Origin of the sequence: Planktothricoides sp. SR001 (assembly GCF_001276715.1) — a bacterium.
GTDB lineage: Bacteria > Cyanobacteriota > Cyanobacteriia > Cyanobacteriales > Laspinemataceae > Planktothricoides > Planktothricoides raciborskii.
Window position 1 is genome coordinate 1 of record NZ_LIUQ01000065.1, and the last position, 21,440, is coordinate 21,440.

The window sequence follows — 21,440 nt, forward strand, 5'->3', positions numbered from 1 at the left end:
CGCGCACGTTTCAGGTATTACCATCCACTTTTCGCGTGAACGAGTCGCACCATCATTTCAATTATATCGAATCCACTCCTGTTGCTACTGCCCCTACTATCGCCGCGTTATCAGCAGGGTGCCTCGCTTTTCGGCCTCCGGTGGTTGATGAAGAAATAAAACTTCAGGGTGTCTGACGGGAGTCTAACCCGCTAATAACTAGCTTCACAGGGTAGTGTCTCCACCATTTCGATTTCAGGCACCATAAGATAGATGGATCTGGTGGGGGTTGAACCCACCGCCTCCTGTGTGAGAGGCGATCGCCCATTGATCTACAGACTCATATTGATTAATGAATATTGACTGGTTAATTTACTATTGACGTAAGATTTCTCGCACCGCCATTAAAATTTGTCCCAGTTGATTTTTGCCAGTGCCGTCAGCACCACAGCCCCAGTAGTAATCTTTTGGGGCATTTTCTACAATTAACTGATCGCCAGTAGCGAGGAGAATTTCCCGAAGTTTGGCATGAGTTGTAAATTTTTTTAGCACTGCCCGCTGCATAATGTCATCTTTGACTTGTTCCCAATCAGTCCGTAAAGGATGAGAGCGATCACGCCCCATTGTAGCGGCAATACTGGGAGTTTTTGCTTGATTTATTTTTTCAAACCAAGGGCGATCGCTTTCTACGAACTTCTGTGCTTGGAAATAATGCTCACTGGTTGGCCACCACAAGTCATCTAACTCAAACCCATGTCGGGAAAAGTTGGAAAAACAACCATAATTAGGGTCACGAGTGCTGTAAAAGTAAATCGGCATTTTCCTAAATCCTGTTTAAAGAAAGTTGATAAATGGCGGAACTTGGTACTAAAATTATTCAAATTGAGGGATCTTCAAAAATCCACCGCCCGGATTTTTTGCCTAGGCCAAGTTAGGCACACCAATTGGTTTGATTTGTTTTTGTATGAGCGATCGCGCCATCCGTCTTAGGGGTTTAAGTAATCACCAGGTTTGAGAATATTGAGAGAAAATTCTGCCTTATGTAACTGCTAGAATTGTGATATATTAGGTAGCCTAAAAAAAATCTTTACTCAATTCACCCTTATGGTAGAGTGCTAACTGAGTAAAGATTTCTTAAACTTATATTTTATGTGTTGACTAAAGCCCTATAAGTATTAATTTATAGGAGTCAATCACCAACGGGCTAGGAGGGATTCGAACCCCCGACACCGTGGTCCGTAGCCACGTGCTCTAGTCCACTGAGCTACAAGCCCTTAACCGAAATTTATATTAACATAAATCAGAGAAATGTCAAACAATTCCGAAAACTTTTTTTTCAATTCCCCCCATGAGGACGCTGAAACACCTGCGGTGACAAGCGATCGCGCCACACAGCCCTACTCCCCCGCCTCCAACCCCACCACCAAGGAGGCATCACCCAGTCAACTGACCCATCTCGATGCCAGTGGCGCCGCCTTTATGGTTGATGTGTCGGGGAAAGCCCCCACAGAACGACAGGCGATCGCGGCTGGACAAGTGCGGATGTTGCCATCGGCCTTTGCGGCTATTGAAGCGGGAAACGCCCCAAAAGGGGATGTTTTGGGTACAGCAAAGTTGGCCGGAATTATGGCTGCCAAACAGACCGCCAATTTAATCCCTCTTTGTCATCCCTTACCCTTAAAAAAAATAGAGGTGCAGATTAATCCTGACCCCGACCTTCCCGGCTATCAAATTCGGGCTGCGGTGAAAACCAAAGCGGAAACTGGCGTAGAAATGGAAGCTCTCACCAGTGTTACGGTGGCGGCGCTGACCCTGTACGATATGGCCAAAGCCTTGGATAAATCAATGCAGATTGAAGCAATTCGCCTCCTGAGTAAAAGCGGAGGCAAATCTGGGGATTATCAGCGGATGCCAGAGTGAGCCTGGATCAAACATCAGCATTAACGGGTTTGGGGGGCTGAATATTGATTTAAAACCGCTTGGGCATTGCGGACTAATTTTTCAGTTCCCTCGATCATTAATAAATAATGACCTTTTCGCAGATGATGACGATAGATTCCTGCGCTTGCACCTTCACCAAAGAAGGCTAACAAAGCGCCCAGGACAGCGCCTAGGAAACCAGTGGCGATCATTGTTGCCGGAATTATTAGGATTAAGGTGGCATCCAAGGGCCAGCCTAAAGACAAATAGCAGATCAGGAAGAGGACGAAACCGATCACTGTCCCGACCACAGAGGCGATCGCGCCGAACCGACGAGCGCAACGCCGGGCAATTTGCATCGGTTCGACCAGTCCCACACTGTCAGGACTGCTATAACCTTGGCCAACGATCGCCAAATGTTCTGGGGAAATGCCATGATATTGTAGAAGTCGATAAGCTCCGAAGGCGGAAGCTTCGTCAGGAAGCGCAACGATCGCTAAACAGGAGTTGCGTTTAGAACTTGCTTTTCTTAAAAATCGCAGGGCGGTCATGTTCAATATTGTTTAGGGAAAAGTTTTTAGGGCATTGGGGAATTTTAAGTATCTTTTTGCATTCTAACGCTCTTGTCTAGATTATTTGCCAGTTTTTATCTTCCTTTAACCAAAGCGATCGCCAAAGCGATCGGCGATCTATCGTGACTGGGGTTGTGGGCAGAGGTTCTCCGGTTGGGATTAAATTCCCATGCAAAACTCAGATTCTCGAAAAATCATCAGGGAAATAAAACGGTACAATAAGTCTGAAAGAATTTTGATGAAGGTAAACTATGCCACCGCGTTGGCCTCGCAAACCAGACCGAAAAAACGACCCAGAATACCGTCGCTTAGATGACCGGATGAACTTTGCCGTCCATGTGGGAATATTTGCTGCCAGTAATTCTGGTTTATGGTTTTTCCTCAACTTACAACGCTTACAGTTTTCTTGGACTGTTTGGTTCACCGGCTTATGGCTATTGATTATCTTAGCCCATGCCCTTTATATTTTTGCGATCGCTGATTATTCCGAGAATGAATTCACCCAAAGATAGATTCTCAGCCGCCAAATACTAACAGATAGGAATCAGCTTATGGCTAATATCAGTCACACCCAAGAAATCGAAGAACTAGCCGCAGAAATTGGTCAGAACATCTATATGGACATTGCTAAATGGCATTTGCGTTTAGATGATGCCCATTTGCACAAAACTCTGGCGGAACAGCTTTATCCCCTGCTGACGGAAAATACTCTCACCGAAGCCCGCGTGCGAGACATTCTGGCCGGTATTTCCATTAAGTTAGGTGGGGGACGGCGGGAACTGCCGTTAATTGATTTATTGCCCCGGCAATGTGAAACGGATTTGATGAATATTCTCGAAGAATTTCAGCGGCAAATGTAATTATTAGTTATTGGTTATTGGTTATTGGTTGTTTGGTAAATTCACTAGCAATCAATAATCAATAATCGATTGGCTAATGCTTTAGCTAATAGCAATGCTGGGTATTTAGGTGTCGAGGTAAACGATCAATTTTGCTATTATCTGTGCTGACATTATTCGTTAAAAATATGTTACTTTCTTCTCCGATTGGATATTATTTATGCTATTATATAAGAAGCAGAATGCTAGGTACATTACTGGTAAATGGAATAAAACCATGATAAAATATTATTTACAAATAACAATATATCCATGAAATATGGCAAAATTACCTAATCATATTTTAGAAATAATCTTTGATCTGCTAAAACAATTGTCAAAACTGGTTGATGAGGCTACAGCTACAGAATATTTACTGTTTGAACGTTTCGGAGAAACCGATGAAACAATTAATTCTTTAGATGAATTGAAAGGTGTGGCTTTAGATGCGAGTTCTCGCTACGCTCAACTTTCTACATTAAGACTCAGGATAGCCGAGGCTCAACCTGGTTTATCAAACGATATGCTAAACTTGCTAGAAAAGACTATTACTCAAAATCAACTGAAAATTCCGGCGCTGGAACGTAGTATTGAAGAAATTAAAATCGAGTGGAGTTTATTATGAGCGAAAAAAAATCTATTCCTAATGAAGAAACTAGAAAAAGATTAGTCAGTAATTTAAGGAAAAATCGGGTAGAACTACAAGAATTCGGATTTCAATTAGAAGAATTATTAGCTCAAATGGAAAAAGAAGTTAGAGAACAGAAATTAAAAAGATTAGAGATGACTAAACAAAACTTACTATTTTAAATATTGTCTATATTTAAAATAATTAGGTTATTATGGCAAAAAAAATGATTCCAAAACGAAAAGATAGAAAATTTAACAAAAAGCTCAATTTAAGGGGATACTCTATCTAAAAAATCAAGGATTCGAGAATATCCGTTTAAACAGCCTAGTTTAATGTCTGAATTACAAAAAATTTCCATTGATGCTCCTGAAGATTTCTCGGTTCAAGTGGCGATGAAATTAGGGAGAGATGTCAGTGAAGACTAAAATTTTTGTTGATACGCTGTTTATTGTTGCTTTAATTAATAAACGAGATCAATATCACCAAGCGGCCTTAGCGTTTGCTAAACAACTTGAAAGTTATCCTTTGATTACAACTGATGTAATTTTTTTAGAAGTTGGTAATACTTTATCAAGTAACTATAAAAATGAAGCGGTTGAATTAATGGAAAAATTTTTAGCGTCTGATGATGTGGAAGTTGTCCGGCTAACTCCTGATTTATTGGAACAATCATTAACTTTATACAAAAAACATCAAGATAAATCTTGGGGTTTAGTTGACTGTGTTTCTTTCGTGGTAATGAAACACAGTCAAGTAACACAAGCATTAACATTTGATAAACATTTTGTTCAGGCTGGCTTTCAAGCATTAATGAGGTAAGCGTTTTACTCAAATAATATTGAAAATCAATTTTTATATTTTATATTTTCGAGTTTTTCTTTCTATTACAAGGTGTACATAATAATTGCATATTACTTTTATCTAAAGCAAGTTCTGGAAATTTAGTAATAGGTAACTTATGATCTATTTCAAAATATTCAATAGGTAATTCATTTTTCAATCCACAGTCTGGATTAGCACATATATGTCTTTGATTTTCATATAATTCAATTTTTGTTTTCTTTCCTTCATCACTATCTCTCCAATTGTTAAAATTTCGTCTAGCATCTGTAACTGGTTCATACTTTGATTCTATAATTTTTTGATCATTTTTTAGACTTTGCAAAGATTTATCTGTTTTTTCTATCGCATCCTGTAAATTGGCAATTATAAAGTTTAAATCATCCATGATTATATCTCCTGGTTATATTTATGAAGTATTTCTAAACGATCTGCTTTTAATCTGGCTAATGATTTATCTGTTTCAGACATGGCATTAATTAATTTTGCTGCTGCTTTCTGGATATCTTTATTAGACGATTCTTCAAAATGAATCTCCACTTTATTACCTAACATTTGTTGTAAAGTTTCGATCAATTTCTTGATAGATTCCTGACTATCTGCCTTAAGATTAGGTTTTTTAATGTAGTTATATGCTGATGCAATTATTTCCCGACACGAATAAACATTAGCATTTCCACTCTTTTCTATGGGTTCTAGTTCTTTAGTCAGAATTATAGCATGATATTCTGATAATCCATAGGCGGTTAATTGCTTACGAGTTAAGTTCCAATCAGATTTTTGATGCTTAGGCTGCATTATCTTCACTCAATATCTTTTCAATCAGAGGATTACTAAAGCCCCATTCTTCTTTAGCTTTACTATAAACACCTGAAAGCAGTTTTCTCCAAAATTCTCTCTCTTTGCTAAGATCATTCTGATAATCTTCTATCTTAGCGGCATGATCTAATTCGATTTTCTTGATTTGCTTATTCTTTTTTGTGACTTCACTTTTCTGACTTGCTTGAAGACGTTGACGCTGTTTTAATTCAGAACCAGCAAACTCTGTTAAAGCAATATAAAAATCCTTTTTACTGATATCTCCTGTAAAATTACTAAAAGCTCTTTCTGCGTCAGCTTTTGTCCATCCTGTTTGGCGAGCCAATTCAATTGCTTCTTTTTTAGTCATAATATTTTTTTCATAATGACCGATCAAGGATCCACTGTATTGACGGTGAAAATGCTACATTTTTAATGTAACTGCGAAAGCGGAAGCTAGGCGATCTAGCTAAATCGATTACTTCGCTTGAATACTGGGCATAGATATTTTGAGGTAGCATCTCACTTTGGCAACAAGTATGACCATGTTGTTACAAGGATCATTGTACCATCATATTGGTTCTTTGACTTACAGTCAATGTAAATATCTATAGTGCGATTCGATTACGCGGGCGCGACCTGAAAAGGTCACTTGAAACGGAACCTCGAGTTCCCAAGGGTTTTCCACTCCTAAAAAGCTCCCCAGTAGGAGTCTGGGAATAACTAGCGCAGCTAGGAGCAGATTGCTGTGAAAGTAGCACGCTCCGTTCTGAATGGGCGGTGGGGGCTGTGAAGCCCCCACCGCCCCCTTTCTTCAATAGTCCGCACAGTTGAGGGACAACCGTCTAAAACTCTCACTCTACCGTTAGCAATCAGATCGCCTCCCCACCTCCCAATATCTCCTCAGCAATATTATCCGTCTGTTAACGGTCAACCAACAACGGTCAACTGTCAACAAACAACAATCAACAATCTATCAGCAAACTGGCAGCAGTTAAAGAGGCGATCGCCTCTGGATTCAATCAAAGCGGAATCACGCCCCAATAAACTCATCAAGTCACTGTCTGAGAATTTCCCTATATCTGAGAAATTATCAGACCGGGTTTGACTCACTCTTTTCCCCAAGGGGCAACAAAAGGGGCAAGAAAATCAGATCGAGATGATGTGTTTGATAATTGCCAAAATCTTGAATCAACTGGTCTATATTCTGCTCGTAAGCAATTACCTGGCCTTGGCGATCGATTAAATTGATGGTATAGTCAAGATTGGTAAAAAATTCTAGAAATTCTGGCGGTTCAATTTTGCCGAAAAATTTTAAGTTAGACGGGGCAAATTCAGCAAAAATAATCGGTCGATTCTTTTTTAATAGGTTGACCATTCCCTTGAGGGCAAAGGGTTCATACCCTTCAATATCAATTTTGACAATATCTATTTGAATATCTGGTAAAAAATCATCTAAACTAACTGCTGGTATTTCTTCATAATAAGGATTCTCTCCATGAACATAAGCCCGTAACTCTTGGGCGTTATTGCCGGTGAACCTAGCCCCATAATTTGCCCCGTTTCCTAAGTCTGAAATCACGATATTTTTATTTTGGTCACTGACAGCTAAACCATAAGATTGAATCTGATTCTGAAACTGATTATAAAGAATGCTGGTGGTGAATAAATGAAAGTTTTTTTCATCTGGTTCAAAACTATATATTTTAGCATGAGGACACTGACTGGCTACCAACAAACTATAATATCCTAAGTTAGCCCCAATATCTAAAAAATGCAGGTCTGGCTTAAAATATTTAATCAATACTTTAGTCACTGATTGTTCATATTCTCCCTTGACTAATATTGGCCGACTAATGGCATTGTCTCCTAAACTGAGAAGCATGGAAAAATTATATTTATTTAATTTATAGATTACTCGTTCTTCGTTGGTTAAACACCGAAAAATAAATCGGGGAAATTTTTGATAAACTAAATTTTTAAAATAGGTGACAAATTTCATATATAATTGACCTCTCCGCTCTAGGATATGACGAAAATAAACGAAAATTAACTATAGATGGTAAAATGGGGTCAAAATATAAAATTTTTGTTAATATTTTTGACATATTTTACGAAAAAAATCACTGCTACTTCTACCAATCAAAATCCCTGGGAATTTTGAATCGATCGCGGTAGATAGAATGATCCAGAATATTTTAGGAACTTGTTTGATTTCCCGGTAACGGTGAATTGATTGTAGGAGAATTAGAGTTTGACGAAGCATAAGATGTCGGATTTGAGGACGTACTGCCGCCCCCCTGTATCCCCCCATTCATGGTTCCCGGTGTCCCAGGAATCGGCAAGTCAGGATTTAATAACTGCATAGTGTCTGATTCCATCAATCGATTGATGCTTTCGGTTAAAGCTTTGGGATCCATAAAAATAATTTTACTATTGGGACTTTTACTAATTTCTTGAGAAGCTTGGACATATTTTTGAGCAATTAAAAACTTTAGAATCTCGTTCATATTGGGGGGAGTTTTCCCTTGACTCTGTAAAGTTTGAATGATTAAATTCATGGATTCCGCCAATCCTTCGGCTTCCGCAATACTGGCGCGTTTTCTAATTTCGGCGGCGCGTTCTAACTCCATTGACTCGATTAATCTTTGGGGTAAATTGAGGTGTTGTACCTCGACGCGGAGAATTTTAACTCCCCAATTAGAGGTCACCTGATCCAAGGTTGGTAATAGAGTTCTATTTAAATCAGTGGTGGCGGAAAATGTTTGCTCTAGCTTCATTTTTCCTACCTCCGATCGCAATGTCGTATTTACGAGATTTTCGATCGCTAACTCTAGATTATTAATGGCATAGTAAGCTTTTTCTAAATCAAAAATCCGCCAATAAACAATCGCATCCACTTCAATGGAAACACTATCTTTGGTAATTGCTTTTTGTGCTGCCACATCCAAAACTTGTTCTCGGAGAGTATCCTCTAGCACCACAGAGTCTAATAAAGGGACAATAAAATTGATCCCTGGTTTTAACTTGCGATTAAATCGGCCAAACCGTTCTACTAAAGCTTCGTTGCCTTCATTGACGACTTTAATCGACGTGGCAATATAAGCGCCTAGTAATACCAAGGCAAAAGGAACAAATAAAATCAGAAAAGTGTTCACGATATTTGTGCTCCTATTTAGCGAATTCTTTGTTCGTTGGTTGTTGCTTGTTGTTCGTTGTTGGTTGTTTGTTATTAGGATTATATCTCCTCCACCAAATAACAAGCAACAAATAACAAGCAACAAGCAAGAAGCAACAAATAACAAATAACAAACAACAACCAACAAACAACAAACAACAATTAATGCAATTCAATGGGGATTTGCACTTCACTCCGCTTCAAAGCTTCGGGAGTCATCGGCGAATTATAAAGAAAGCGTCGGGGTTCTCCCACAATTTTATACTCAGAATGTTGACTTAACCAATCGAGCAATGCTTGTAAATGAGTTTGGTAACTCTCCCAAGTATAAGCCCCGGCAATGCCGATGCTGACCACAGTCATCGCGGGGTAATCGGTGACTTTCACATTCGGCGCGATCGCCCTTGGGGTAATCGTTGGATCTGCATAAAGAAAGGAAACTTCCGCATGACTGTAGGCATCTCTGTAAGCATCAATTTGTATCCCTGAATCACCATAGTAACGCACTTCCACCGGAGTAGTCATAGCAATATTGTTACTACTGATATGCTGATATAAGGGATTAAAAGCCACTTGACTGGCTTGTTGCACCGCCCCATTGTGCGTATAGGTGACAGCGCGATATTCAGGATATTGTTTAACTGAAATCACCTGAACCTCTGTGGGTGGGGGAAATCCGATGGGTAATGGCATAAGTAGAAAATAAAGAGATTAATCAAGGGGATCAGATTTATCAGTCTAACCTAGGGAGCAGGAAACGGTTACAATGGTTAAAATGGGAAATCCAGCCCTGGCAAACGGCAACGGAAGATATCGGCGGTATTCTCATCTTCATAGAAGATATTAGACAATTCTGGCAAAATTCTCGTTTATCCCCCCTTTTTAAGGGGGGTTGGGGGGATCAATTCGGATTTTTGCAAGAGGTCTATTACCGATCGCAAACATCGCCAACAAAAAGAAGCCCTGCTATCTGAGGCTCAGGAAGGCTTGACGATCGCCATTAGACCTCTTGCAAAATAAATATTTCGACCCCCCCAACCCCCCTTTTTAAGGGGGGCTTTTAGGAATTTTGCAAGAGGTCTATTGAAACCGCCCAAATGTAGCACCGATTCTTTCGATTAGTTACAAGTCCCATCCCCTGGTGGGTGGGGCGGTTGACTTAATCGCACTCAATCCCTACAATCAGATAAAAAAACACACTTGAATTTTTTTAATAACCTGAAAATAACTGGAGTTCAAACTATGGCTACCGCACAAACACTGAATCCAGAAGAATTAGATTTAAACCAATTACTGCAAACCCTCGTTGCTGTCAAAAAAGGCAATTTTAGCGCCAGAATGCCCGTCACAAAAACAGGAATAGCAGGTAAAATTGCTGATACCCTCAACGACATTATTGAGATGAATGAGGGAATGGTGACAGAATTTGAGCGCATTAGCGTAGTTGTTGGCAAAGAAGGCAAAATTAACCAACGGGCAGCCCTTTCCGGTGCTAAAGGTGCTTGGATTGGTGGGATTAATTCTATTAATACCCTCATTACCGATTTAGTCCAACCCACAGCGGAAACAGCCAGGGTCATTCGGGCAGTAGCGAATGGGGATCTTTCCCAAACTAGCCCCCTGGAAATTGACAGCAGACCCCTACAAGGAGAATTTCTCCAAACAGCCCAAATTGTTAACACAATGGTAGCTCAGTTAAACTCCTTCGCCTCAGAAGTAATTCGGGTAGCCAGAGAAGTGGGAACCGAAGGTAAGTTAGGCGGACAAGCTCAAGTTAAGGGCGTGGCTGGTACTTGGAAAGACTTAACCGATAGTGTTAATTCAATGGCCGGTAATCTTACTTCCCAAGTGCGAAATATTGCCGAAGTGACAACGGCAGTAGCTAATGGTGATTTATCGAAAAAAGTCACGGTAGATGTGAAAGGCGAGATTTTTGAGTTGAAAACCACCGTGAACATCATGGTAGATCAACTCAGTTTCTTTGCTTCTGAAGTAACACGAGTTGCCAGGGAAGTGGGAACCGAAGGCAAATTAGGGGTACAAGCGGAAGTTAAAGGGGTTGCTGGTACTTGGAAAGACTTAACCGATAGTGTTAATTCAATGGCCGGTAATCTTACTTCCCAAGTGCGGAATATTGCCGAAGTGACAACGGCAGTAGCAATGGGTGATTTATCGAAAAAAGTCACCGTTGATGTTAAAGGGGAGATATTAGAGTTAAAAAACACCGTTAACCTGATGGTAGATCAACTTAGTTCCTTTGCTTCAGAAGTAACACGGGTAGCAAGAGAGGTGGGATCTGAGGGAAAACTGGGGGGACAAGCGCAAGTTAAAGGTATTGGTGGAACTTGGAAAGATTTAACCGATAATGTCAACTTCATGGCGGGTAGTTTAACCTCCCAAGTGAGAAACATTGCCTCAGTAACAACAGCCGTAGCAAATGGTGATTTATCGAAAAAAATTACCGTTGATGTTAAAGGGGAAATGTCAGAGTTAAAAAATACGATTAACACAATGGTAGATCAACTCAGTTCTTTTGCTTCGGAAGTAACACGAGTTGCGCGGGAAGTGGGTTCGGAAGGAAAACTAGGGGTACAAGCAGAAGTTAAAGGGGTCGGTGGTACTTGGAAAGACTTAACCGATAGTGTTAATTCAATGGCAGGTAATCTAACCTCTCAAGTACGAAATATTGCCGAAGTGACAACGGCGGTGGCGACTGGTGATTTATCAAAAAAAGTCACCGTTGATGTTAAAGGAGAGATTTTAGAATTAAAAAATACCGTGAATATCATGGTAGATCAACTGAGTTCCTTTGCTTCAGAAGTAACCAGGGTAGCAAGAGAGGTGGGTTCGGAAGGCAAATTAGGGGTACAAGCAGAAGTTAAAGGGGTTGCTGGTACTTGGAAAGACTTAACTGATAGTGTTAATTCAATGGCAAGTAATCTAACCTCTCAAGTCCGCAATATTGCCGAAGTGACCAAGGCTGTAGCTAATGGCGATTTATCGAAAAAAGTCACCGTTGACGTTAAAGGAGAGATTTTAGAGTTAAAAGACACTGTTAATAGTATGGTGGATCAACTCAGTTCCTTTGCTTCAGAAGTAACCAGGGTAGCAAGAGAGGTGGGCTCGGAAGGAAAATTAGGAGTACAAGCAGAAGTTAAAGGGGTTGGTGGTACTTGGAAAGATTTAACTGATAGTGTCAACTCAATGGCAGGTAATCTTACTTCCCAAGTGCGGAATATTGCCGAGGTGACAACGGCAGTAGCAACGGGTGATTTATCGAAAAAAGTCACGGTAGATGTTAAAGGGGAGATATTAGAGTTAAAAAATACCGTGAACACGATGGTAGATCAACTGAGTTCCTTTGCTTCGGAGGTGACACGGGTTGCGCGGGAAGTGGGTACGGAAGGGAAATTAGGGGTACAAGCGGAAGTTAAAGGGGTGGCAGGTACTTGGAAAGATTTAACTGATAGTGTTAATTCAATGGCAAGTAATCTGACTTCTCAAGTAAGAAATATTGCCGAAGTGACTAAAGCTTTAGCAACAGGGGATTTATCTAAGAAAATTACCACTGATGTTAAAGGTGAGATTTTGGAGTTGAAAAATACCATTAATACGATGGTGGATCAACTGAGTTCTTTTGCTTCGGAGGTGACACGGGTAGCGCGAGAAGTGGGAACGGAAGGTAAATTAGGCGGTCAAGCTGATGTTAAAGGTGTGGGTGGTACTTGGAAGGATTTAACCGATAACGTGAATGTGATGGCGGGAAGTTTAACTTCTCAAGTCAGAAACATTGCCGAAGTAACAACGGCGGTGGCTAATGGTGATTTATCGAAAAAAATCACGGTGGCAGTAAAAGGTGAGATTTTAGAGTTGAAAAACACGATTAATACAATGGTGGATCAACTCAGTTCCTTTGCTTCTGAAGTAACCAGGGTAGCGCGAGAAGTTGGTACGGAAGGTAAATTAGGGGTACAAGCTGAGGTAAAAGGGGTTGCCGGAACTTGGAAAGATTTAACTGATAGTGTCAACTCAATGGCGGGTAATTTGACTTCCCAAGTACGGAATATTGCGGAAGTGACCACGGCGGTGGCTAATGGTGATTTATCTAAGAAAGTGACGGTGGATGTGAAAGGGGAAATTTTAGAGTTGAAAAACACCGTTAATATTATGGTGGATCAACTGAGTTCCTTTGCTTCTGAGGTGACACGGGTAGCGCGAGAAGTGGGTACGGAAGGTAAATTAGGTGGGCAAGCGGAGGTGAAAGGTGTTGGTGGTACTTGGAAGGATTTAACCGATAGTGTTAATTCGATGGCAAGTAATTTAACGGGACAGGTGCGGAATATTGCCGAAGTTACCAAAGCTTTAGCAACAGGGGATTTATCGAAGAAGATTACTACGGATGTTAAGGGTGAGATTTTGGAGTTGAAAAATACCATTAATACGATGGTGGATCAACTGAGTTCTTTTGCGTCTGAGGTGACACGGGTTGCGCGTGAGGTGGGAACGGAAGGAAAATTAGGCGGTCAAGCGGATGTTAAAGGGGTGGGTGGTACTTGGAAAGATTTGACGGATAATGTGAATTTCATGGCGGGGAATTTAACCGCCCAAGTACGAGGGATTGCGCGAGTTGTAACTTCGGTGGCGAATGGGGATTTGAAACGGAAATTGGCTTTAGAAGCTAAAGGTGAAATTGCGACTTTAGCTGATACGATTAATGAGATGATTGATACCCTGGCGACTTTTGCGGATCAGGTGACATCGGTGGCGCGAGAGGTAGGAATTGAGGGGAAATTAGGGGGACAAGCACAAGTCCCAGGTGCTTCGGGAACTTGGCGCACTTTAACTGATAATGTGAATGAATTAGCCTCAAATTTGACAACTCAGGTACGAGCGATCGCAGAAGTATCTATTGCAGTGGCCAGGGGGGATTTAACGCGATCGATTGCGGTGGAAGCCCAAGGCGAAGTGGCGGTTTTAAAAGATAATGTGAACCAAATGATCGCCAATTTACGCGAAACAACTCAGAAAAATGCTGAACAAGATTGGCTGAAAACTAACCTGGCTAAATTTACCCGAATGTTACAAGGACAGCGCGATTTAGAGACAGTTTCTAAATTAATTCTGTCGGAACTTGCACCGTTAGTTTCGGCTCAACATGGGGTATTCTACTTAATGGATAACCAGATGTCTTCGGTAATCTTAAAACTAATCAGTAGCTACGCCTATCGAGAACGGAAACATCTAGCCAATCAGTTCCATATTGGGGAAGGTTTGGTGGGACAATGTGCTTTGGAAAAAGAACGGATTTTAATTAGTGAGGTTCCCGCCGATTATATTAAAATTAGTTCCGGTTTAGGAGAAGCGACGCCCCTCAATGTCGTCGTCTTACCTGTGGTCTTTGAAAGCCAAGTAACAGCGGTCATTGAATTAGCTTCTTTCCACCGCTTTAGTGATATTCACCTCACTTTCTTAGATCAGCTAACGGAAAGTATTGGGATTGTGTTGAATACGATCGCCGCTAGTATGCGGACTGAAGAATTACTCAAACAGTCCCAATCTTTAGCGGAAGAATTACAAACCCAACAAAACGAACTGCGCGAAACAAACAAACGGTTAGAACAACAAGCCCGCTCTTTACAAGCTTCTGAGGAATTGTTGAAAAATCAACAGGAACAACTGCAACAAACCAATGAAGAATTGAAAGAAAAAGCCCGACTCTTATCCGTCCAAAACAAAGAAGTAGAACGGAAAAACAAAGAAATAGACTTGGCGCGGAAGTCCTTAGAAGAAAAAGCCGAACAACTCGCCCTAACTTCTAAGTATAAATCAGAATTTTTAGCCAATATGTCCCATGAATTACGGACACCTTTGAATAGTTTGCTGATTTTAGCGCGATTATTAGCCCAAAACAGCGCCGGGAATCTCGATCGCAAACAAGTTGAATATGCCCAAACCATTTACGGTGCGGGAAATGATCTCTTAGCCTTAATTAATGACATTCTCGATCTGGCCAAAATTGAATCAGGGACGATCGCCATTGAACTTGATCGGATGCCCTTGACTGAGTTAGAAAACTACATCGATCGCAACTTCAAACAACTAGCCCAAGACAAAAACCTCGGTTTTACACTGGAGTTTTCTTCCTCTTTACCTCGGAGTATTTATACTGATGCCAAACGCTTACAGCAAATCCTCAAAAATCTCCTTTCTAATGCCATTAAATTTACCGAAAAAGGAGAAATTCGCTTACAAGTAAAACCAGCGGTTTCCGGTTGGAGTATCGATCGGGAAACCTTAAATGCTGCCAATTTGGTGATCGCTTTCTCCGTGATTGATACGGGGATTGGGATTCCCAGCGCCAAACAAAAAGTTATTTTTGAGGCATTTCAACAAGCCGATGGTACTACTAGCCGTAAATATGGAGGCACAGGTTTAGGTTTGTCCATTAGTCGGGAATTAGCCCGACTTTTAGACGGGGAAATTACCCTGGTTAGTCAGTTAGGGTTCGGCAGTACCTTTACCCTTTATCTCCCACAAACTGACGTGAAAAATATTACATATTTTGTGCCAGAGGAGATCGATCGCCGTCCATCCCTTCCTTCCCCGATCAAAAAAGAATTAGAGGAAGAGGCAAAAAAAACCTCCGTTTCACTTCCCCAAATCGAGAAAAAAAATCCAGGGATTAGCCGAATTAATCAGGAACTCACTCTCCCTGCGGTTTCCCTAGCAAAAATTTCCAGCGAAACCCATCAATCAGAATCATCAAGCTCATCGGCAAAATTGAACGATTCCTTAACTGATTTCCCAGACATCAATGACGATAAGGGCAAGATCGCTGAGGAAGATGCCGTCTTATTAATCATCGAAGACAACCGCAGCTTTGCTAACATTGTGATCGAATCGGCTCACAATCATGGCTTTAAAGCGATCGTCGCTTCAGACAGTGAAACCGCTTTCAATATTCTCAAGCAATCCCCCATTCATGCCATTATTCTCGATATTGGCTTACCAGGAATGAGTGGTTGGAAAATCCTGGATCTCCTGAAACATAATCCCAAAACCCACCCCATTCCCGTCTATGTGATTACCGTTTGGGAAGGAGAACAGCGCAGCTTAGAAATGGGTGCAATTGGCTATTTGCAAAAACCCATCACCAACGAGGATCTATCCCAAGCATTAATCACCCTCAAAACTTTTAGTGAAACAGTACCAAGAAACCTATTAGTCATCGAAAATGATCCCGAATTCCGTCAAGCCATTGTCAATTTAGTCGGGAATCTTGATGTAGCTACTACTGCTGTCAGTAATACTGAAGAAGCACTAGCAGCCTTAGAATCTAATGAGTTTGCTTGTATCTTACTCAATTGGGATCAACCAGACATCAGTGGTTTTGAGTTAATCAACAGACTGAAACTAAATCTTAACGCCAAGTCAAGCCCCAACATCGCCTTTTTACCAATTCTGGTTTATCGCCATGAAGATTTTACTCAACAAGAAAAAACCCAACTGATGCAAATGGGTACAAGGATTATCTTAAAAAAAGATGATCTATTGATGGAGCGGATTTTTGGCTGTATCTGTTTATTCTTGCATCGTGACCAAAAACACTTCCCTGAAGCTAAACAACAAATCCTGGAAAGATTTAATCACATTAATACAGGATTAATCGGTAAAAAAGTTTTAATTGTGGATGACGATGTGCGGAATGTTTTCGCCCTTACCAGTATGCTGGAGTCCTATCAAATCGAAGTAGTCTATGCGGAAAATGGCCTAGATGGGATTGCTCTTTTACAGAATACACCCGATATTGATATTGTCCTGATGGACATTATGATGCCCGATATGGACGGTTATGAAACAACCCGGAATATTCGACAGATGTATCAATTCCATTCTTTGCCGATTATTGCCCTAACTGCCAAAGCCATGCCGGGCGATCGCGAAAAATGTCTCCAAGCTGGTGCTTCTGACTATATTGCCAAACCGATCGACATTGATCAATTGCTTTCATTGCTTCGTGTTTGGTTATATGAAGGAAATAGAAAATAGTTAATCGTGAATTATATATAGCGTTGTCACTCGTTCCCAGTCAAAGCCGGGGAACGAGTGAAACGAGAGTAGGGGCGCAATGCTTGCGCCCACAATGCTTGCGCCCACAATGCTTGCGCCCACAATGCTTGCGCCCACAATGCTTGCGCCCACAATGCTTGCGCCCACAATGCTTGCGCCCACAATGCTTGCGCCCCTACCTTGGGGACGCTTTGGGGGCGGCTTTGGGGGCGCAAGCATTGCGCCCCTACCTTGGGGACGCTTTGGGGGCGCTTTGGGGGCGCTTTGGGGGCGCCCCTACGAAACCAAACCACCGGCTAGATGAAAACCCCTGCAAGATTAGCCTTCAAAGGGTTAACGACATAAGTTTGGGTAAGTTTTATCTAGCGGGAAGGCTAGGGTGGGGTATCATCCAAATCTTGGACAACTCATTTGGAAAAACTATATAATATATATGATTTACCTGATGTGTGTAAAATAAAAAAAGAACTAAGGAAGCGATCCCATGAACCCTGATCAGCCCCTCCCTAAAATCTTATTAGTTGACGACAAAGAAGCTAATTTATTGGCATTAGAAGCATTACTCAGCAATGTAGAAGCAACTTGTGTCAAAGTCACCTCTGGTAGACAAGCCTTAAAATGCCTGTTAGAACAAGAATTTGCTTTAATTCTGCTGGATGTAAAAATGCCCGAAATGGATGGCTTTGAAACCGCAGAAATCATTAGACAAAGGGAAAAAAACGAAACCACCCCCATTGTTTTTGTCACCGCCTATAATCCGAGTGAAACTCTCATGTTTAAAGGCTATGCCCTCGGAGCCGTTGACTATATCGTTAAGCCCATCATTCCAGAAATTTTAATTTCAAAAGTTAAAGTATTTATCCAACTATTTCAGCAAAATCAGCGACTTAAACAGGAAATAGAAGAACACAAACGTACCCAAGAATCACTTTTTTTAGAAAAAGAATTAGCTCAAGTCACCCTCAAATCCATTGGCGATGCTGTGATTACTACCAATGCTCAAGGTAAGATTACTTATCTCAATCCAATGGCTGAATATCTGACAGGTTGGAGTCAAAAAGACGCTCAAGGTTTGCCTTTATTGGAAATTTTGACAACTGTTAACGAAATTACCCAAATAAAAGTAGAAAATCCCATTATTAAAGCCTTGGAGCAGGTTAAGATCGTTAATCTGCCTCAAAATACGATGTTGATTGCCCGTGATGGCAGGAAATTTGCCATTGATGACTCAGCCTCACCGATTCAAGATATTCAAGGAAATATTATTGGTGCAGTCATTGTTTTTCGAGATATTACCGATTATAAACGCCAAGAAGAAGCGAAACTGAGTAATATTCTTGATCGGGCGATCGCTGCGATCGCCAGTTATCGAGCCAAGAGCGATCGCTCTTGGGTATTTGATTATTGGTCTGGAGGCTGTGAAAGGCTATTTGGCTATACCGCAGAAGAATTAATCGCCGATCAAAATCTCTGGACAAATAATGTCTATCCTGAAGATTTGGCACCCCTTGTTGCTCAAATATTTGAAGACCATAAGTTGCACAGAACTAACTATGTAGAATATCGTTTTCGTCACAAAGATGGGACTCGACGCTGGATTGCCGCTTCCCAGTTTTTTGCCTGGGATGAAATAAATCATTGTTGGTTAGTCACGGGTGTTTTCACCGATATTACCGATCGCAAACAAGCGGAAATCGCCCTCCGAGAAGCCGAAACTATCATCAAGCAGCAAGAAGAACAGTTGCGATTAGCCCTAGAACTGACCCAAACAGGGGTATGGGACTGGCAGCTTACCACCGGAATTATCCAATGGAATTCCTGCCATTACAATTTGTTGGGGTATCAGGTAGGGGAGGTGGAGTGCACTTATGAAGCATGGCGCAGTCGCCTTCACCCTGACGATGTAACCGAGGTGGAACGGCAACTCTTGGAAGCCCTGGAAAACCACAGAGATTACAAAGCAGAATATCGGGTGATTTACTCCGATGGCACAATTCGCTGGGTATTAGGCAAGGGGCAAGGGCTTTATGACGAAGCGGGACAACCTGTGCGGATGATTGGCACGATTGTTGATATTACCGATCGCAAACAAGCGGAAATTGCCCTACAGGAACAACTGAATAGAGAGCAATTGGTGAAAAGTATTGCCCAAAATATCCGGGAAACCCTTGATCTTGAGCAAGTTTTACAGCGGACCGTCGATCAAGTCAGAGACTTCTTAAAATGCGATCGGGTGATTATTTTTCGGTTTCAGCCTGACTGGTCAGGTATCGTCATCCGAGAATCAGTCAATCAGAATTACCCTGCCATTGTTGATACCAGTATTAACGATCCCTGTTTCGCGGAAGATTATATTGAACCCTATCGTCAAGGGATTGTCACTAGCCGAACCGACTTTTATGCTGAGGATATTCCCCCTTGTTATCGTGAATTGATGAAACCGTTTCAAGTCAGAGCAAATCTAGCGGTTCCCATTCTACAAGCCGATAAATTATGGGGTTTATTAATTGCTCATCAATGCAGCGCCCCTCGCCAATGGCAAGAAACCGAAATCGAATTAATGAAACAGTTAGCCACTCAAGTGGGGATTGCCATTCAACAATCAGAATTATATCAACAAGCCTATCAAGAATTACAACAGCGGAAAAAAGCCCAAGAATCTCTCTTTATAAGCGAACAAAGGCTAAAAGCACTGCTCGAATATGCTCCTGTTCTTATTTTCATGATCGATCTGGAAAACAGGTATTTTTTAGTCAGTCGTTCTTATGAAGACATGATAGGTATGACTGCCGAGCAGTTACTAGGGAAAAGCCTTTATGATATCTGGACAAAAGAAGAAGCTGATTTTATGGCTAATCACAATCGCCAAATCTTGGCATCTCAGCAAATTATGGCTATGGAACAAGAACTTTTGCCACCTCATACACATAAGCCTTTAACTTTTTTTACTTTGAAATTTCCCCTCTATGATGCTACGGGAAAAGTTTATGCTATTGGGGGTATTTCCACGGATATTACAGAACGTAAGCAAGCCAAAAGCAAAATTGCTGAACAAGCCGCCTTAATTGATCTGGCTACTGATGCCATATTTGTCCATGATTTTGACGATCAAATTTTATTTTGGAGTAAAGGAGCAGAACGTTTATATGGTTGGACAGCCGCCGAAATTATCGGACAAAAAAGCCAGTCTCTATTTAATCAAGACATTGCGCTGACTCAGGCGATCCAAACCGCGAGGGCAGAAGGCAGTTGGCAAGGGGAAATAGAGCAAATCACCAAAACCGGCCAAAAAATCATCGTAGCCAGTCATAAAACCCGGGTAGAAAATAAATTTTCTCAACCCCAATCCATCCTCGTAGTCAACAATGATATTACCGAGAAAAAACAACTGGAACAGCAATTTTACCACGCTCAACGCTTAGAAAGCCTTGGAACCTTAGCCAGTGGCATCGCCCATGATTTTAATAACATTCTCACCCCAATTTTAGGAGCCAGTCAACTACTGCCCCAGAAATTACCGCATCCTGACGACCAAACACAACGACTATTAGCCATTCTGTCTAGTAGTGCCAGACGTGGGGCTGATTTGGTTAAACAAATTCTGCTATTTAGTCGCAGCACCGAAGGCAACTTAGCAACCATACAATTAGGCTACTTGCTCCTAGAATTAATCGGGATTGCCAAACAGACATTTCCCAAATCCATCACCATTTCCCATGAAATTCCTACCAAAGAACTCTCGACCATCTCGGCAGATGCTATCCAGATGCACCAAGTATTTATGAATCTGATGGTTAATGCGCGAGATGCCATGACCGAGGGAGGAAAATTGACAATTTCTGCCGAAAATCGTCAATTAGATCAATATTATGCGGCGATGAATTTAGAAGCCAAAGTAGGTGCTTATGTGGTGGTGACAGTTGCGGATACAGGCAGCGGCATTTCCCCAGATTTATTAGACAAAATTTTTGACCCATTTTTCACCACGAAGGGAACTGGCAAGGGCACCGGATTAGGCTTATCAACCGTCAGAGGAATTGTGAAGAATCATGGTGGTTTTGTCAAGGTTCATAGTGAGTTAGGCAAAGGGACACAATTTAACGTTTTCTTACCGGCTATAGCAGGAGAAGTCAACCTCACAACCTCAGAAGAAGCAATGCCTAGCGGTAACGGCGAACTCATCTTAATTGTTGAGGATGAAGCCCTAATTCAAGAGATTACCAAAACGGCTTTAGAAAACTATAATTACAGGACAATGATTGCAAGTGATGGCATAGAAGCACTCTCTCTCTATGCCCAACATCAACAGGAAATCAGCGTTGTCTTAATGGATATGATGTTGCCAAACCTAGATGGTCTGACGGCAATCCGTACTCTGCAAAAAATTAATCCCCAAGTGAAAATCATTGCGACTAGCGGTATTATGGCCAATCAAAAACTGGCTTTAGAAGCGAATGTGAAAACATTTTTGGTGAAACCTTACACCACGAGCAAATTATTAGAAGCGTTAACGGAGATCATGGTGAAAATATGATTGAATGACTTTGATTTATTGCCCTCACCCTAAGTGATTA

17 protein-coding genes and 2 tRNA genes are annotated in these 21,440 nt (G+C 41.3%); 8 read left to right on the forward strand and 11 right to left on the reverse strand.

Features of this window, described 5'->3' with window-relative positions:
* Nucleotides 1–253: 253 nt before the first annotated feature.
* The 3 genes from AM228_RS25110 to AM228_RS25120 form a co-directional block, all read right to left on the reverse strand.
* Nucleotides 254–321, reverse strand: a tRNA-Val gene (locus tag AM228_RS25110).
* A gap of 33 nt (nt 322–354) precedes the next feature.
* A complete protein-coding gene (locus AM228_RS25115) occupies nt 355–798 on the reverse strand; it encodes an NADAR family protein (RefSeq protein ID WP_054469666.1) in 444 nt (147 codons plus the stop codon).
* 381 nt (nt 799–1,179) lie between these two features.
* A tRNA-Arg gene (locus tag AM228_RS25120) sits at nt 1,180–1,253 on the reverse strand.
* Between the two features lie 34 nt (nt 1,254–1,287).
* Here AM228_RS25120 and moaC point away from each other — a divergent pair.
* Nucleotides 1,288–1,899, forward strand: a complete 612-nt coding sequence (moaC, locus tag AM228_RS25125) for a cyclic pyranopterin monophosphate synthase MoaC (RefSeq protein WP_082349081.1) — start codon at nt 1,288–1,290, stop codon at nt 1,897–1,899.
* Nucleotides 1,900–1,919: 20 nt separating this feature from the next.
* Here moaC and AM228_RS25130 read toward each other — a convergent pair whose 3' ends face one another.
* Nucleotides 1,920–2,450, reverse strand: a complete 531-nt coding sequence (locus AM228_RS25130; protein ID WP_054469667.1) for a magnesium transporter — start codon at nt 2,448–2,450, stop codon at nt 1,920–1,922.
* Between the two features lie 272 nt (nt 2,451–2,722).
* Between AM228_RS25130 and AM228_RS25135 the strand changes: the two genes are divergently transcribed.
* From AM228_RS25135 to AM228_RS25160, 5 genes are all read left to right on the forward strand, one after another.
* The gene (locus AM228_RS25135) at nt 2,723–2,983 is read left to right on the forward strand and encodes a 2TM domain-containing protein (RefSeq protein ID WP_054469668.1); all 261 of its coding nucleotides are present in this window, start codon (nt 2,723–2,725) and stop codon (nt 2,981–2,983) included.
* Nucleotides 2,984–3,022: 39 nt separating this feature from the next.
* Nucleotides 3,023–3,331 (forward strand): DUF3181 family protein, encoded by a 309-nt coding sequence (locus AM228_RS25140; RefSeq protein ID WP_054469669.1) that lies wholly within the window; start codon nt 3,023–3,025, stop codon nt 3,329–3,331.
* A gap of 298 nt (nt 3,332–3,629) precedes the next feature.
* Nucleotides 3,630–3,974 (forward strand): hypothetical protein, encoded by a 345-nt coding sequence (locus AM228_RS25145; RefSeq protein ID WP_054469670.1) that lies wholly within the window; start codon nt 3,630–3,632, stop codon nt 3,972–3,974.
* Nucleotides 3,971–4,159: a hypothetical protein gene (locus tag AM228_RS25150; RefSeq protein WP_054469671.1), complete on the forward strand. Its 189-nt coding sequence runs from the start codon at nt 3,971–3,973 to the stop codon at nt 4,157–4,159. The genes AM228_RS25145 and AM228_RS25150 overlap by 4 nt, the downstream gene beginning before the upstream one ends.
* 235 nt (nt 4,160–4,394) lie before the next feature.
* Nucleotides 4,395–4,799 carry a type II toxin-antitoxin system VapC family toxin gene (locus AM228_RS25160; RefSeq protein ID WP_054469688.1) on the forward strand — a complete coding sequence of 135 codons (405 nt, stop codon included), beginning with the start codon at nt 4,395–4,397 and terminating at the stop codon, nt 4,797–4,799.
* A 40-nt stretch (nt 4,800–4,839) separates the two neighbouring features.
* Here AM228_RS25160 and AM228_RS25165 read toward each other — a convergent pair whose 3' ends face one another.
* From AM228_RS25165 to AM228_RS25190, 6 genes are all read right to left on the reverse strand, one after another.
* On the reverse strand, nt 4,840–5,208 hold the full coding sequence (locus tag AM228_RS25165) for an HNH endonuclease (RefSeq protein WP_054469672.1): 369 nt from the start codon (nt 5,206–5,208) through the stop codon (nt 4,840–4,842).
* A 2-nt stretch (nt 5,209–5,210) separates the two neighbouring features.
* Nucleotides 5,211–5,618, reverse strand: a complete 408-nt coding sequence (locus AM228_RS25170) for a hypothetical protein (protein ID WP_054469673.1) — start codon at nt 5,616–5,618, stop codon at nt 5,211–5,213.
* The gene (locus tag AM228_RS25175; protein WP_054469674.1) at nt 5,608–5,988 is read right to left on the reverse strand and encodes a hypothetical protein; all 381 of its coding nucleotides are present in this window, start codon (nt 5,986–5,988) and stop codon (nt 5,608–5,610) included. Before AM228_RS25175 ends, AM228_RS25170 begins: the two co-directional genes overlap by 11 nt.
* Nucleotides 5,989–6,711: 723 nt before the next feature.
* Nucleotides 6,712–7,620 (reverse strand): FkbM family methyltransferase, encoded by a 909-nt coding sequence (locus AM228_RS25180; RefSeq protein WP_054469675.1) that lies wholly within the window; start codon nt 7,618–7,620, stop codon nt 6,712–6,714.
* A 196-nt stretch (nt 7,621–7,816) separates the two neighbouring features.
* Nucleotides 7,817–8,776 (reverse strand): SPFH domain-containing protein, encoded by a 960-nt coding sequence (locus AM228_RS25185; RefSeq protein ID WP_072160919.1) that lies wholly within the window; start codon nt 8,774–8,776, stop codon nt 7,817–7,819.
* A 182-nt stretch (nt 8,777–8,958) separates the two neighbouring features.
* Complete coding sequence (locus tag AM228_RS25190) at nt 8,959–9,489, reverse strand: heme-binding protein (protein WP_054469676.1); 531 nt, start codon at nt 9,487–9,489, stop codon at nt 8,959–8,961.
* A gap of 549 nt (nt 9,490–10,038) precedes the next feature.
* Between AM228_RS25190 and AM228_RS25195 the strand changes: the two genes are divergently transcribed.
* On the forward strand, nt 10,039–16,845 hold the full coding sequence (locus AM228_RS25195) for a HAMP domain-containing protein (RefSeq protein WP_054469677.1): 6,807 nt from the start codon (nt 10,039–10,041) through the stop codon (nt 16,843–16,845).
* Between the two features lie 26 nt (nt 16,846–16,871).
* Here the strand turns inward: AM228_RS25195 and AM228_RS33535 are convergent, their stop codons facing one another.
* The gene (locus tag AM228_RS33535; protein WP_156332048.1) at nt 16,872–17,159 is read right to left on the reverse strand and encodes a hypothetical protein; all 288 of its coding nucleotides are present in this window, start codon (nt 17,157–17,159) and stop codon (nt 16,872–16,874) included.
* A 191-nt stretch (nt 17,160–17,350) separates the two neighbouring features.
* Between AM228_RS33535 and AM228_RS25205 the strand changes: the two genes are divergently transcribed.
* Nucleotides 17,351–21,400 (forward strand): PAS domain S-box protein, encoded by a 4,050-nt coding sequence (locus AM228_RS25205; protein WP_054469679.1) that lies wholly within the window; start codon nt 17,351–17,353, stop codon nt 21,398–21,400.
* Nucleotides 21,401–21,440 lie beyond the last annotated feature (40 nt).